This window comes from Nonomuraea rhodomycinica, assembly GCF_013363995.1.
Taxonomy (GTDB): Bacteria; Actinomycetota; Actinomycetes; order Streptosporangiales; family Streptosporangiaceae; genus Nonomuraea; species Nonomuraea rhodomycinica.
Window position 1 is genome coordinate 320232 of the sequence record NZ_JABWGO010000005.1, and the last position, 13815, is coordinate 334046.

9 protein-coding genes are annotated in these 13815 nt (G+C 73.3%); 5 read left to right on the forward strand and 4 right to left on the reverse strand.

Going from position 1 to position 13815, the window contains the following annotated elements; translation table 11 throughout:
• Positions 1-32: 32 nt before the first annotated feature.
• Together HT134_RS23005 and HT134_RS23010 are read right to left on the reverse strand one after the other, a co-directional pair.
• Complete coding sequence (locus HT134_RS23005) at positions 33-2120, reverse strand: RecQ family ATP-dependent DNA helicase (protein WP_246365000.1); 2088 nt, start codon at positions 2118-2120, stop codon at positions 33-35.
• A gap of 67 nt (positions 2121-2187) precedes the next feature.
• Positions 2188-3009: a TauD/TfdA dioxygenase family protein gene (locus tag HT134_RS23010; protein ID WP_175602504.1), complete on the reverse strand. Its 822-nt coding sequence runs from the start codon at positions 3007-3009 to the stop codon at positions 2188-2190.
• 391 nt (positions 3010-3400) lie between these two features.
• Between HT134_RS23010 and HT134_RS23015 the strand changes: the two genes are divergently transcribed.
• Together HT134_RS23015 and HT134_RS23020 are read left to right on the forward strand one after the other, a co-directional pair.
• Entirely contained in the window at positions 3401-5983 is a 2583-nt protein-coding gene (locus HT134_RS23015; RefSeq protein ID WP_175602505.1) for a DNA gyrase/topoisomerase IV subunit A, read from the forward strand.
• Positions 5984-6270: 287 nt separating this feature from the next.
• Complete coding sequence (locus tag HT134_RS23020) at positions 6271-9396, forward strand: glycoside hydrolase family 3 N-terminal domain-containing protein (RefSeq protein ID WP_312888342.1); 3126 nt, start codon at positions 6271-6273, stop codon at positions 9394-9396.
• 289 nt (positions 9397-9685) lie between these two features.
• Here HT134_RS23020 and HT134_RS45870 read toward each other — a convergent pair whose 3' ends face one another.
• Positions 9686-10069, reverse strand: coding sequence for a VOC family protein (locus HT134_RS45870; protein ID WP_312888343.1), 384 nt, complete (start codon positions 10067-10069; stop codon positions 9686-9688).
• A 124-nt stretch (positions 10070-10193) separates the two neighbouring features.
• Here HT134_RS45870 and HT134_RS23030 point away from each other — a divergent pair, with 124 nt between their 5' ends.
• Positions 10194-11234 carry an aldo/keto reductase gene (locus HT134_RS23030; protein ID WP_175602507.1) on the forward strand — a complete coding sequence of 347 codons (1041 nt, stop codon included), beginning with the start codon at positions 10194-10196 and terminating at the stop codon, positions 11232-11234.
• 141 nt (positions 11235-11375) lie between these two features.
• Here the strand turns inward: HT134_RS23030 and HT134_RS23035 are convergent, their stop codons facing one another.
• Positions 11376-11681 (reverse strand): hypothetical protein, encoded by a 306-nt coding sequence (locus tag HT134_RS23035; protein WP_175602508.1) that lies wholly within the window; start codon positions 11679-11681, stop codon positions 11376-11378.
• 139 nt (positions 11682-11820) lie between these two features.
• Here HT134_RS23035 and HT134_RS23040 point away from each other — a divergent pair, with 139 nt between their 5' ends.
• On the forward strand, positions 11821-12315 hold the full coding sequence (locus HT134_RS23040; RefSeq protein ID WP_175602509.1) for a beta-class carbonic anhydrase: 495 nt from the start codon (positions 11821-11823) through the stop codon (positions 12313-12315).
• A gap of 186 nt (positions 12316-12501) precedes the next feature.
• A complete protein-coding gene (locus HT134_RS23045) occupies positions 12502-13542 on the forward strand; it encodes a hypothetical protein (protein ID WP_217708214.1) in 1041 nt (346 codons plus the stop codon).
• Positions 13543-13815: the final 273 nt, after the last annotated feature.

Genomic DNA, 13815 nt, shown 5'->3' on the forward strand with positions numbered 1-13815 from the left:
GCCCGGGGGGACGGGCTAGTGACCCGCTCTGGTCAGGACGTGGTGGCCAGGACGAGGGGCAGCACGGCCGGGGCGCCCGCGTGGCGGACGAGGGCCGCGGCGAGCGTCATCGTCCAGCCCGTGTCGACCTGGTCGTCCACCAGCAGCACGGGGCCGCCGCACTGGGCCACCGCCGCGCCGAGGTCGCGGGGCATGGCCAGCGTGGCCCGGACCGCGCGTACGCGCTGGGCGCTGTTGAACTGGCGGCCCGGCGGCCCCGAGCGGTAGCCCAGCTCCCCGAGGTAGGTCAGCCGCCCGACCTGGGCCAGCCGTTCGGCGAACCCGCGCACGAGCAGCGGCCGGCTCGCGGAGGGCACGCTGACCACCGCGACCGGCCGTTCCCGCCAGTCCCACGCGGCCAGCACCTGGGTCACGGCGCGGAACATGTCGTCGGGCAGCGGCCCGTCGGGGCCGGCCAGCAGGTCGCGCAGGCGGTTGCCCCAGCCGATGTCGGTGAGGCGGCCGAGCGCCCGGCCCGGCTCGGCGCCGAGCTCCGGCTTGATCCGGCCGGACAGGTCGTCGAGGCCGGTCGGCCACTGGCGCCGCGCCTCGACCGTGACGCCCGGCCTGGCCAGCCGGGCGCGGGCGCTCTCGACGGCGGGGGCGGCGATCTCGGGCGAGCGGTGCCGGCCCGTGCAGTTGTCGCACCGGCCGCACGGCCGGGCGGTGTCGTCGTCGAGCTGGCGGCGGAGGTACTGCTCGCGGCACTCGGTGGTGGTGAGGTAGCCGAGCATGGCCTCCTGCTCGGCGCGGCGCTCGGCGGCGATGCGGGAGTAGCGCTCGCTGTCGTACGCCCACGGCTCGCCGGTGGCCTGCCAGCCGCCCTTGACCCGGCGGACGGCGCCGTCGACGTCGAGGACCTTGAGCATCATCTCCAGGCGGCTGCGGCCGAGGTCGACGATGGTCTCCAGGGCGGGCGTGGACAGGGTGCCGCGCTCCTCCAGCGCGGCGAGCGTGGCCCGGACGACCGGCTCGGGCGGGAAGGCGAGCGAGGTGAAGTAGGACCAGATGTCGCGGTCCTCGGCGCCGGGCAGCAGGATCACCTCGGCCCGCTCGACGCCGCGCCCGGCCCGGCCGACCTGCTGGTAGTAGGCCACGGGCGACTGCGGGGCGCCGACGTGGACGACGAAGCCGAGGTCGGGCTTGTCGAAGCCCATGCCGAGGGCGCTGGTGGCGACCAGGGCCTTGATCTTGTTGCCGAGCAGGGCCTCCTCGGCCTGCAGCCGCTCGGCGGGGTCGGTCTGGCCGGAGTAGGCGGCCACCTCGTGGCCCTGCTCGCGCAGGTGGTCGGCGATCTCGTGGGCGGCGGCCACGGTGAGGGTGTAGACGATGCCGGAGCCGGGCAGCTCGTGCAGCGTCTGGGTCAGCCAGGCGAGGCGCTGCTCGGCCGTCGGCAGGCGCACGACGCCCAGGTGGAGGCTCTCGCGCTCCAGCGGCCCGCGCAGCACCAGGGTGTCGTGGCCGAGCTGGTCGGCGACGTCGCGGGTGACGCGGGCGTTGGCCGTGGCCGTGGTGGCGAGGATCGGGACGCCGGGCGGCAGCTCCTCGAACAGCGTGGCCAGGCGGCGGTAGTCGGGCCGGAAGTCGTGGCCCCAGTCGGAGATGCAGTGGGCCTCGTCCACCACGACCAGGCCGGCGCTCTCGGCCAGCTCGGGCAGCACGTTGTCGCGGAAGTCGGGGTTGTTGAGCCGCTCGGGGCTGACCAGCAGCACGTCGACCAGGCCGTCGGCGACCTGGCCGTAGATCTCCTCCCACGCCTCGGGGTTGGCGGAGTTGATGGTGGCGGCCCTGATGCCGGCCCGCTCGGCGGCGGCGATCTGGTTGCGCATGAGGGCGAGCAGGGGCGAGACGATGACGGTCGGGCCCTCGCCGAGCTCGCGCAGCAGCGCGGTGGCCACGAAGTAGACGGCCGACTTGCCCCAGCCGGTGCGCTGCACCACGAGGACCCGCCGCCGGTCGAGGACCAGCGCCTCGATGGCGGACCACTGGTCGTCGCGGAGCCTGGCGTGCTCGCCGGCCAGCGCGCGCAGCCGCTCCTCGGCCTCTTCGCGCAGCATCGCCGCGTCGGGGGCTTCAGTCATGTGCTCCTTGTTACCAGGTTTCCCCGACGTTTTCGCCGGCGCGCGCCCCGGCTCCGCGCTCCCCGGCCTACCGGTCGGCGTGCTCGGGGAAGGCGTTGATGGTCACCCGGTGCATCCGCCGGCGCTCGGTGTAGTCGGCCACCGCGTAGTGCTGGGTGGGGCGGTTGTCCCAGAAGGCCAGCGTGCCGGGGCGCCAGCGCAGCCGCACCTGGTACTCGGGCGAGCGGATGTGGTCGATCAGCAGCGGCAGCAGGGCCTCGTTCTCGCGGTCGGTGAGGCCGACCAGGCGCGTGGTGGAGGAGCGGTTGACGAACAGCGCCTTGCGTCCCGTCTCGGGGTGGACGCGGACCACGGGCCGCTCGATCGGCGGCCACTTGGCCTGGACCTCCTTCAGGTCGAACGGGTGCCCCTTGGAGATGGCCTTCTTCATCGACATGGTGATGTCGTGCACGGCGGTCAGCTCGTCGCACAGCCGCTGGATCGAGGGCGAGAGCGTCTCGTACGCCAGATAGGTGTTCGCCCACAGCGTGTCGCCGCCGACGCTGGGCAGCTGCACGCAGCGCAGCAGCGAGCCCATGGGCGGGGTCGGCTCGAAGGTGTTGTCGCTGTGCCACTCGTCGCCGCCCTCGCCCTTGGGGTCGGTCTGATCGAGCACGTGGATGGGGCTGGCGCCGTCCTTCTTGAACGCGGGGTGGTTGAGCGTGCCGAAGTTGAGCGCGAACTGCAGATGCTGCTCGTCGTCGATGGGCTGGTCGCGGAAGAACAGCACCAGGTGCCTGAGCCAGCCCTCGCGGAGGGTCGCGACCTCTTCCTGGGACAACGGCTTGCGCAGGTCCACGCCGGTCACCTCGGCGCCGATGTGCCGGGTGACGGGATGAAACTCGATCATGACGCCTCCGGAGACGAGGGTTATCCCTTTCCGGAACGTAACGCCCAAGCAATTGCTTGGTCAAGTCCACTCCGCGAGGACCCACCCATGCCACTCGAACACGTATGCTAAAAGTCGTCGTGGCGGTTGGTACGATGCGTGCGGACAGCAGGCTTCAGCGATCCGGTGCCGGGAGGCGCCTGTGCCATCATCTCCAGGGGCGCACCACGCCCCCGCCCCCACCGCCGTACGGGCCGCCGGCCGTCGCACCGCGACCGGGCCGGCCCGCGTCGGCGCCGCACCCGCCGATCCGGCCCATCTCCACCGAGCCGACGGCTACGGTTACAGCACAAGGACAGGAGGATGCGCTTCCCCCTCGGCGCGACGGCCGAGGTAGCCGCGCAGCATCAAGATGGCCCGACGCACGACTGCACCCCCGCCTGAGGACTTCGAGGAGCGGATCGTCGACATCGACGTGTCCTCGGAGATGCGCACCAGCTTCCTCGAGTACGCCTACTCGGTCATCTACCAGCGGGCGCTGCCCGACGCCCGCGACGGCCTCAAGCCGGTGCAGCGGCGCATCCTCTACTCGATGAGCGAGATGGGCCTGCGCCCCGACCGCGGGCACGTCAAGTCCTCGCGCGTCGTGGGCGACGTCATGGGCAAGCTCCACCCCCACGGCGACACCGCGATCTACGACGCGGTGGTCCGGCTGGCGCAGCCGTTCTCCATGCGCCTGCCCCTCGTCGACGGCCACGGCAACTTCGGCTCGCCCGACGACCTGCCGGCCGCCATGCGCTACACCGAGGCCCGCCTCGCGCCGGCCGCGATGCTCATGGTCGAGTCGCTCGACGAGGACACCGTCGACTTCAAGCCCAACTACGACGGCCAGGAGACCGAGCCCACGGTCATGCCGTCGGCGTTCCCCAACCTCCTGGTCAACGGCACGACCGGCATCGCCGTCGGCATGGCCACCAACATGGCGCCGCACAACCTCACCGAGGTCGTGGCCGCCGCCCGCCACCTGATCAAGAAGCCCGACGCGACGCTCGACGACCTCATGCGGTTCGTCCCGGGTCCCGACCTGCCGACGGGCGGCACGATCATCGGCCTGCAGGGCATCCGCGACGCCTACGAGAGCGGGCGCGGCACCTTCCGCATGCGCGCCAAGTGCGTCGTCGAGCAGATCACCCCGCGCCGCAAGGGCATCGTCGTCACCGAGCTGCCCTACAACGTCGGCCCCGAGCGCGTCGTCGCCAAGATCAAGGAGCTGGTCAACGCCAAGAAGCTCCAGGGCATCGCCGACCTCAAGGACCTCACCGACCGGCACAAGGGCCTGCGCCTGGTCATCGAGATCAAGAACGGCTTCATCCCCGAGGCGGTGCTGGAGGAGCTCTACCGGCTCACGCCGATGGAGGAGACGTTCGGCATCAACAACGTCGCCCTGGTCGACGGCGAGCCGCGCACCCTCGGCCTGCGCGAGCTGCTGAGCGTCTACGTCGACCACCGCCTGGAGGTCGTGCGCCGCCGCTCCGAGTTCCGCCGCCGCAAGCGCGAGGAGCGCCTGCACCTGGTCGACGGCCTCATCGTCGCGCTGCTCAACATCGACGAGGTCATCCAGGTCATCCGCTCCTCCGACGACTCCGCGCAGGCGCGCAGCCGCCTCATGGAGGTCTTCGACCTGACCGACGTCCAGGCCGCGTACATCCTGGACACGCCGCTGCGCCGGCTGACCCGCTACGACAAGCTGGAGCTCGACAGCGAGAAGGAGCGGCTGACCGAGGAGATCGCCGAGCTGACCGGCATCCTGTCGTCCGACGCGCGGCTGCGCCAGGTCGTCTCGGCGGAGCTGGCCGAGGTGGCCAAGAAGTACGGCACGCCGCGCCGCACCGTGCTGCTGGAGTCGTCGGGCGCCCCCCGCGCGGCCACGGTGGAGCTCCAGGTGGCCGACGAGCCGTGCCTGGCGCTGCTGTCGTCCACCGGGCTGCTGGCCCGCACCACCGACGCCTCCCCCCTGTCCGGCGAGGGCGACCGGTCCTCGCACGACGTCCTCGTCTCGGTCGTGCGCACGTCCGCGCGCGGCGAGATCGGGATCGTGACGTCCCTGGGCCGGCTCATCCGGGTCCAGGTGGTCGACCTGCCCATCCTGCCGCCCACCGCCTCGCCGCCGTCGCTGTCCGGCGGCCACCCGGTGTCGGAGTTCGTGACGCTGGAGAGCGGCGAGAGCGTGGTGGGCCTCGGCGCCCTCGACCCCGACGGCCCCGGGCTGGCGCTCGGCACGGCGCAGGGCGTCGTCAAGCGGGTGGTGCCCGACTACCCGGCCAACCGCGACGACTTCGAGGTGATCACCCTGAAGGACGGCGACACCGTGGTCGGCGCGGCCGAGCTGGAGTCGGAGGAGCACGACCTCGTGTTCATCACCTCCGACGCCCAGCTCCTGCGCTACCAGGCGTCGCAGGTGCGCCCGCAGGGACGGCCCGCGGGCGGCATGACCGGCATCCGGCTCGACGGCTCGGCCCGGGTGATCTTCTTCGGCGTGGTGGACCCGGCGCGCGAGTCCCGCGTCGTGACCGTGGCCGGGTCGTCCACCGCCCTGCCCGGCACGCAGGTGGGCGGCGGCAAGGTGTCCGACTACGCCGAGTTCCCGCCCAAGGGCCGCGCCACGGGCGGCGTACGGGCGCAGCGGTTCCTGAAGGGCGAGGACGTGCTGCTGCTGGCCTGGGCCGGCCCGGCGCCCGCCAAGGCGGTGTCCACCTCGGGCAAGCCGGTGCCGCTGCCCGAGGAGCTCGGCCGCCGCGACGGCTCGGGCGACCGCCTCACGCACACGATCGGCGCGGTCGGCGGCGCGCTGGGCGCGGGCGGCCCGGTGACGGCCGCCTCGGCCGCCGCGGTGGCCCCGGACGGCTCGGTGCCGCTGGAGGGCACGGTGGCCATGGACGCCTCGGAGGTGGCCGACACGCCGCCGTCGAGCAACGGCTCCGGTCCGGGGCACTAGCTCCGGACGTCAGCGCCAGGCGGGGCGGGGTCCGCGCGCATGAGCGCGCTTCCCCGTCCCGCCTCGCCGTGCGTGAGGTGGCGCGCCGGTGCGGCCGTCCCGCCTCGCCTCTCGTGATGTGGCGCGCCGGTGCGGCCGTTCCGCCTCGCCTCTCGTGATGTGGCGCGCCGGTGCTGCCTTTCCGGCCTGGCTCGACCGGTGACGTGGACGGTTTTTGAGCGCACCTGTTATGAAATGCGCGCCATGCCCGATCTCTCCGGAGAGAGCGCTCTCTCCTGGGAGGTACCGTGTTCCGAGCCAGATCCCCGTTACGGGCGGCCCTCGCCCTCGTGGCCGCCATGGCCGTGGCCGCCGCCGGCCCACCCGCCGTGGCCGCCGCCCCATCAGCTGTGGCCGCCGCCGGCGCGTCCGGCGCGGCCGCCACGGCGACGGCCGCGTACCTGGCCGGCCCCGTCACCGTCACCGACTTCGAGACCGACGGGCTCCCCCCGGGCGTCGGCGCCTGGGGCAACGACGGCCCGTCCACCCCGGCCCTGACCGTCGAGCCCGCCGCGGACCGCCCCGGCGCGCCCGCCGGCAACCGCGCGCTCAAGGCCGTCTACGCCGTCAGCCAGTGGGGCGGCTGGACCCACGACCTGGCCGCCACCCAGGACTGGTCCGGCTACGAGGGCTTCTCGTTCTGGGTCAAGGGCACCGGATCCGGGCAGCGGGTCTTCTTCGAGGTCAAGGACGGCGGCTCCGCCGCGGGCTCCTCCGAGCTGTTCGAGTCGTCCTTCACCGACGACACGGCCGGCTGGCGGCAGGTCCGCACGCCGTTCGCGGACTTCGTACGCCGCGCCGACTACCAGCCCGGCGGCGCGCCGGCGGACGGCGAGCTGGACCTGGTCGCCATGTGGGGCTACTCCATGCGCCTGCCCGCCGCCTCCGGCACGCTCCTGTGGGACGACGTCCAGGTGTACGGCACGGCTCCCCCACGCCCGGTACGGCTGGCGACCGACCACCCGGTGTACCCGGTCGCCGAGAAGGGCTCCGTGGAGGTGAGCGTCTCCATCGCCACCGCCACCGGCGCCCCGCTCCCCGCGGACCTCAAGGTGGACTACCGCACGGGCGCCGGCACCGCCACGCCCGGCGAGGACTACACCCCGGCCGAGGGCACGCTCACCTTCCCGGCGGGCACCGCCTCCGGCGCGGCAAGGTCGTTCACCGTCAGGACGCTGGCCGACCGGGCGCCGGAGGCCGCCGAGACCATCCCGATCACGCTGTCCGGCGAGGGTGTGCGTCCGCCGGCCGAGGCGCCGGTCGTCGTGATCGACGCGCACGGGCTGCCGTACCTCGACGCCCGCAAGCCCGTCCGGCAACGCGTCGCCGACCTGCTCGGCCGCATGACGCTGGAGGAGAAGGTCGGCCAGATGACGCAGGCCGAGCGGCAGGCGCTGGCCGCGCCGGGCGACATCGCCACCCGCCTGCTCGGCTCCCTGCTGTCCGGCGGCGGCTCCACCCCGACGCCCAACACGCCGAAGGCGTGGGCCGACATGGTGGACGGCTTCCAGCTCCAGACGCGGCGCACCCGCCTGCAGATCCCGCTCCTCTACGGCGTGGACGCCGTCCACGGCCACAACAACGTGGCCGGGGCGACGATCTTCCCGCACAACGCCGGCCTCGGCGCCACCCGCGACCCCGGCCTCGTCGAGCAGGCCGGCGAGATCACCGCCCGGGAGGTGAAGGCGACGGGCGTCCCGTGGGACTTCGCGCCGTGCCTGTGCGTGTCGCGCGACGACCGCTGGGGCCGGGCCTACGAGTCCTTCGGCGAGGACCCCGCCCTGGTGTCCCGGATGACCACGATCATCGACGGGCTGCAGAAGAACGGCGTCCTGGCCACGGCCAAGCACTACGTCGGCGACGGCGGCACCGTCTACGGCTCCTCCACCTCCGGCGACTACACGATCGACCAGGGCGTCACCCGGGTGAGCCGGCAGGAGCTGGAGTCCGTCCACCTGGCGCCGTTCGCGGCGGCGGTCCGGCGGGGCGTGGGCGCGGTCATGCCGTCGTTCTCCAGCGTGGACCTCGGCCAGGGACCGACCAAGATGCACGCCCACCACGAGCTGATCACCGACGTGCTCAAGGGACGGCTCGGCTTCAAGGGGTTCGTGATCAGCGACTGGCAGGCGATCGACCAGATCCCCGGCGACTACCCGAGCGACGTGCGCACCTCGATCAACGCCGGCCTGGACATGATCATGGTTCCGTACGCGTACGCGGAGTTCGAGAGCACGCTGAAGGCCGAGGTGGAGGCCGGCCGGGTGCCGATGAGCCGCGTGGACGACGCCGTGGCGCGGATCCTCACCCAGAAGTTCCGGCTCGGCCTGTTCGAGCACCCGTACGCGGACCGGTCGGGCCTGCCGGACGTCGGCTCGGCCGCGCACCGCGCGGTGGCGCGCACGGCGGCGGCCCGCTCGCAGGTGCTGCTGAAGAACGACGGCGGCCTGCTGCCGCTGCGCCGCGACGCCAAGGTGTACGTGGCCGGGTCGAACGCCGACGACCTCGGCAACCAGTCGGGCGGCTGGACGATCACCTGGCAGGGATCCTCCGGGCCGATCACGACGGGCACGACGATCCTGTCGGCCATCCGCTCGCGCGCCGCGTCGGTCACCTGGTCCCGCGACGCCTCGGCGCCGCTCGCCGGGCACGACGTGGGCGTCGTGGTGGTGGGCGAGACGCCGTACGCGGAGGGGTTCGGCGACGTGGGCCGCGCCGGCCGCACGCTGGACCTCTCGGCCGCCGACCGGGCCGCGGTGGACCGGGTGTGCGGGGCGATGAAGTGCGTGGTGCTGGTGGTGTCGGGCCGGCCGATGGTCCTCGGCGACCTGTCGCGCGTCACGGCGCTCGTCGCGTCGTGGCTGCCCGGCACGGAGGGCGCGGGCGTGGCGGACCCGCTGTTCGGGGCCGTGCCGTACACCGGCCGGCTGCCCTTCACCTGGTTCCGCACGGCCGCGCAGCTGCCGATCAACGTGGGTGACGCGGCGTACGACCCGCTGTTCCCGTACGGGTGGGGCCTGCGGACCGACCCGGGCCGCGACCGGCTCAAGGCGCTGCGCGAGCGGCTGGCGGGCGGCGACGCCGCGGCGAAGGGCGCGGCGGCGGCGCTGACCGTCGCGCTGCCGGAGCGCAATTGGGACGCCGACGGGACGGTGCGTGACTCCCGCGTCGTGCTGGGCGCGCTGGAGGCCGCGGCGGCGCTGCTCGAACGGTCGTCCACGGACACGTACCGGCAGGACGACACGCTGGCGTCGGTGGCGCGGGACGTGGCGCAGGCGACGGGCCGGCGGCCCGACCTGACGGCCCGCGCGGACCAGGAGCTGGCGGCGGGCCGGGTACGGCAGGCGGTGAGCCTGCTGGCCCAGGCGGCCCGCTGAGCCCGGGGCCGCTGAGCCCCGGGCCGCTGAGCCCACCCTGCCAGCCCCTGCCTGCTGATCTCTGCCTGCCGATCTCTCGCTGCTGAGCGGGATGCGGCGAGGGGCCGGGCCTCCCGCGGGAGGCCCGGCCCCTCCTTCACCGGAGTTCCAGGGCGGGGGCCCCTGGCTCGTTCCTGGGCGTCCTGGACGTCCGGCTGCTCGGTGGACCGGCCGCCGGGGCCGGTCGGTCGGTGGTGCTCGACGGGGTCGCCGGTCGTCGGGGACCGGCCGGGTCGGTGGCGGCGGGCGGTCAGTCGTCGGGGACGTCGCGGCAGAGGCAGAACGGGTGCCCCGCCGGGTCGAGGAAGACGCGGAAGGTGTCCTCCTCGCTCGGCTGGTGGTCGTGCTTGGTGGCGCCCAGCTCGATGACCGCCTTCTCCGCCTGCTCCATGTCGCGCACGGTCAGGTCGAGGTGGAACTGCTGGGGACGCTCGGAGCGGGGCCAGATCGGCGGCCGGTAGTCCTCGACCCGCTGGAACGCCAGCCGCTTCGGCGAGCCGCCGTCGGTGACGACCACCCAGTCGTCGTCCCGGTCGTCCAGCGACCAGCCGAGCACTCCCGCGTAGAACTCGCCCAGCATGCGCGGATTCGCGCAGTCCAGGACGATCGTGCGGAATTCCGCGATGCCCTTCACCACAAACCTCCCAGAGCGTTCCGACGGCGGGACTACCCAGGCGACGCCTCCCCACACACCGCCGGTCTCCCGCGGTGTGGTGGACTCGTAGCGGCAGAGGACCCTTCCATGGAGGTGAGAACGCATGCGCAGAGCCACGCTGGGCCGCACCGGGATCTCCGTGAGCCGGTACTGCCTCGGCACGATGATGCTGGGCGCGTGGGGCAACCCCGACCACGACGACGCCGCCAGACTGATCGGCAAGGCCCTCGACGCGGGCGTCAACTTCGTGGACACGGCCGACATGTACTCGGCGGGCGAGTCGGAGGAGATCGTCGGCAAGGCCGTCCGCGCGCGCCGCGACCAGGTGGTCCTGGCGACCAAGGTGCACTTCCCGATGGGCGACGACCCTAACCGGAGCGGCAACTCGCGCCGCTGGATCCGGCAGGCGGTCGAGGACAGCCTGCGCCGCCTCGGCACCGACCGCATCGACCTCTACCAGATCCACCGGCCCGACCCGGCGACCGACCTCGACGAGACCCTGTCGGTCCTGTCGGACCTCGTCCGCGAGGGCAAGGTCATGGCGATCGGCTGCTCCGACTTCGGGGCCGACGAGATCGTCGAGGCCCGCTGGGTGGCCGAGCGCCGCGGTCACGTGCCGTTCCGCACCGAGCAGCCCCCGTACTCGATCTTCGTACGCGGCGTCGAGAAGGCCGTCCTGCCGGCCGCCCAGAGGTACGGGATGGGCGTGCTCACCTGGAGCCCCCTCAACAGCGGCTGGCTGACCGGCAGGTTCCGCCGCGACCGGATGGAGCTCAACGAGTTCCGCGGCATGATCTCGCACAAGTTCGACCTGTCGCTGCCCGGCAACGCCCGCAAGGCGGAGGTGATCGAGGACCTGGTCAAGCTGGCCGACGAGGTGGGCCGCCCGTTGTCGCACGTGGCGCTGGCGTTCGTGCTGAGCCACCCGGCGATCACCTCGGTGATCATCGGGCCGCGTACGGCCGAGCAGCTCGACGACCTGCTGGCGGCGGCGGACCTACGGCTCGACGACGGTGTCCTGGACCGGATCGACGAGCTGGTGCCGCCGGGGACCGACCTCAACCCGGGCGACGTGGACCACACGCCGCCGCATCTGGCCAACGCCCGGCTGCGCCGTCTCCCACCGGACGAGCGCGGCGCCTGACGCCACACGACGCCGGGCCCTGTCACGCCGGTCCCGGCCCGGACGCCGGGGCCGGCGTGTCGGCCCGGACGCCGGGGCCGGCGTGTCGGCCCGGACGCCGGGGCCGTGTCGGCCTGGGCCCGCTCCTGGACGCTGGAGGCGCTACGCCGTGGTCGCCGCGACGGAGGGCAGGGCGAGGATCAGTTCGCGGGGCTCGCCGCCCTCCCACAGCCGCACCAGCCGGGTGCCCTCCGGCCCGGGATCGAACCCGTCGCCGCCGAAGCACCCGGCCTCGGCCAGCCGTTCGATGAGCGGATCGTCGTCCGGGAGGGCGGCCGCGTAGGCGGCGGCGTCGAGGAGCGCCAGCGCGGACCGCGCGTTGCGGCCGGCGTCGTTGGACTCCACCCGGTCGAGACGGCGTCGCGCCTGGGCGCGGAAGTACGCGGCGAGGGATTCGGACCTACTCACGACAACCTTCTTCGGCTACTCACACTTAGGGCTACGACATCATCACCCATCGTGACGGCCGATGGTGGGACCTTGACCAACTCTCGCCTGTCGGGACCCCGGGCGCGTTCCTCAAGACGGCATGGGGCACTATCTCACCATGAGTGCGTTCGACGACTTGATTGCCGGAAACGCGGAGTACGTCAAGGGATTCGCCAACTCGGGCCTGACCGGCCGCGCGGCCCGCGGGCTCGCGGTGGTCACCTGCATGGACTCCCGCATCGACCCGCTCGGACTGCTGGGCCTGGAGGCGGGTGACGCGAAGATCCTGCGCAACGCAGGCGCCCGCATCACCGACGACGTCCTGCGCACTCTCGTCCTGGCCGTGTACCTGCTGGGCGTGGAGCGCGTGCTGGTGATGCCGCACACGGACTGCGGCATGGCCAAGGTGACGGACGGCGACGTGCACGACCTCACGCAACTGCACGGGGTGGACACGCGCAGCCTGGAGTTCCACACGGTCCCCGACCAGGACGCGGCGCTGCGCCACGACCTCACCCGGATCCGTACCTCGCCGTTCCTGCCCAAGGACATGCCGGTGGGCGGCGCGATCTACGACGTCCACACGGGAAGGCTGATGCCGGTCTCCCTCTGAGGGCCTTCCCGTCCGGCGGGCACGGCTTCACCGGACAGCCGGCCCCCACTGGCGCCACACCCGAGGGGCCCCGACACCCGGAGGCCCCCCATCCCCGAGGGGCGCGGCCTTCCCGCAAGTACGGCTTCCCGGGAGTACGGCTTTCCGGCAGCACAGCTTCCCCGGGGCGGCGTCATGATGGACGGCATGGTGAGACTGGGAGCCGCGCGCGAGGCCGCGGCGCGCTGGGTGTCCGAGCACGCGCGCCGCGATCCCGGATATCGCGGCGCGTACGTCACCGGCTCCACGGTGGGCCTGCCGGACGACGCCGAGCTGCCGCCGTCCTCGGACCTGGACCTCTTCGTGGTCACGGACACCCCGGGGACGAAACCCGGCAAGCTGCGCTACCAGGGCGTCCTGCTGGAGGTCAGCCATCTCCCGTGGTCCGCCCTCCGGTCGCCGGACGAGGTGCTGGCGTCGTACCATCTGGCCGGCGCGTTCCGGACGGACACGGTGATCGACGACCCGACCGGCCGCCTGCGCGCCGTCCAGGAGCACGTGGGGGCGCGCTTCGCCGCCCGGCCCTGGGTGCGCCGCCGGTGCGAGGACGCCATGCGCAGGATCGAGACGCGCCTCGCGACGCTCGCGGCCCCCGGGGACCGCGCGTTCCACGAGCAGGTCATGACCTGGCTGTTCGCGGCCGGGGTCACCACCCATGTGCTGCTTGTCGCCGCCCTGCGCAACCCGACCGTACGGCTGCGCTATCCGGCGGCGCGCGACGTCCTGGACTCCTACGGGCTGTCCGGCCGCTACCCGGAGCTGCTGGACCTCCTCGGCTGCTCCGGCCTGTCCGCCGAACGCGTCCGGCACCACGTGGGCGAGCTGGCCGGGACGTTCGACCTGGCGGCGGGCGTCGCGACGACGCCGTTCCCGTTCAGTGGCGACATCACCCCGGCGGCCCGCCCCATCGCGATCGGCGGCAGCCTGGAGCTCGTGGAGCGCGGCGACCACCGCGAGGCCGTGTTCTGGATCATCGCGACGTTCGCCCGGTGTCACGCGATCCTGGCGGCCGACGCGCCCTCGCTCCACCGCTCCCGCCTGCCCGCGTTCCAGGCCGCGCTCGGGGACCTCGGCATCACCACCACCGCCGACCTGCGGCGGCGCGGCGAGGAGGTCACCCGCTTCCTGCCCCGCCTCCGGCAGGCCGCCGACCACATCCTCGCCGCCAACCCGGCCGTCACCGGCTGACTCCTTCGCAGGCGCGTGCTCGAAAGGGACCAGCTGCAACGGCACCGCGATGACGAGCGGCGGGGAATCGGGCCGAACGGCGCGAGACTGGGCCAGACACCGCGAGGCTCGGCCAAGCCGGCATGAGACCGGGGCTGGATGGCGTTCGCGAGAGCGATCGGGCGAGAAAGCCGCCTGGACCGCTGGTCAGGCGTGGACGGCTCGGGAGGGGACGCCCCGAGGCGCGTCAGGGCGTGGGTCTGAAGAAGCCAGGCCGCTGGTCACCTCTGGACG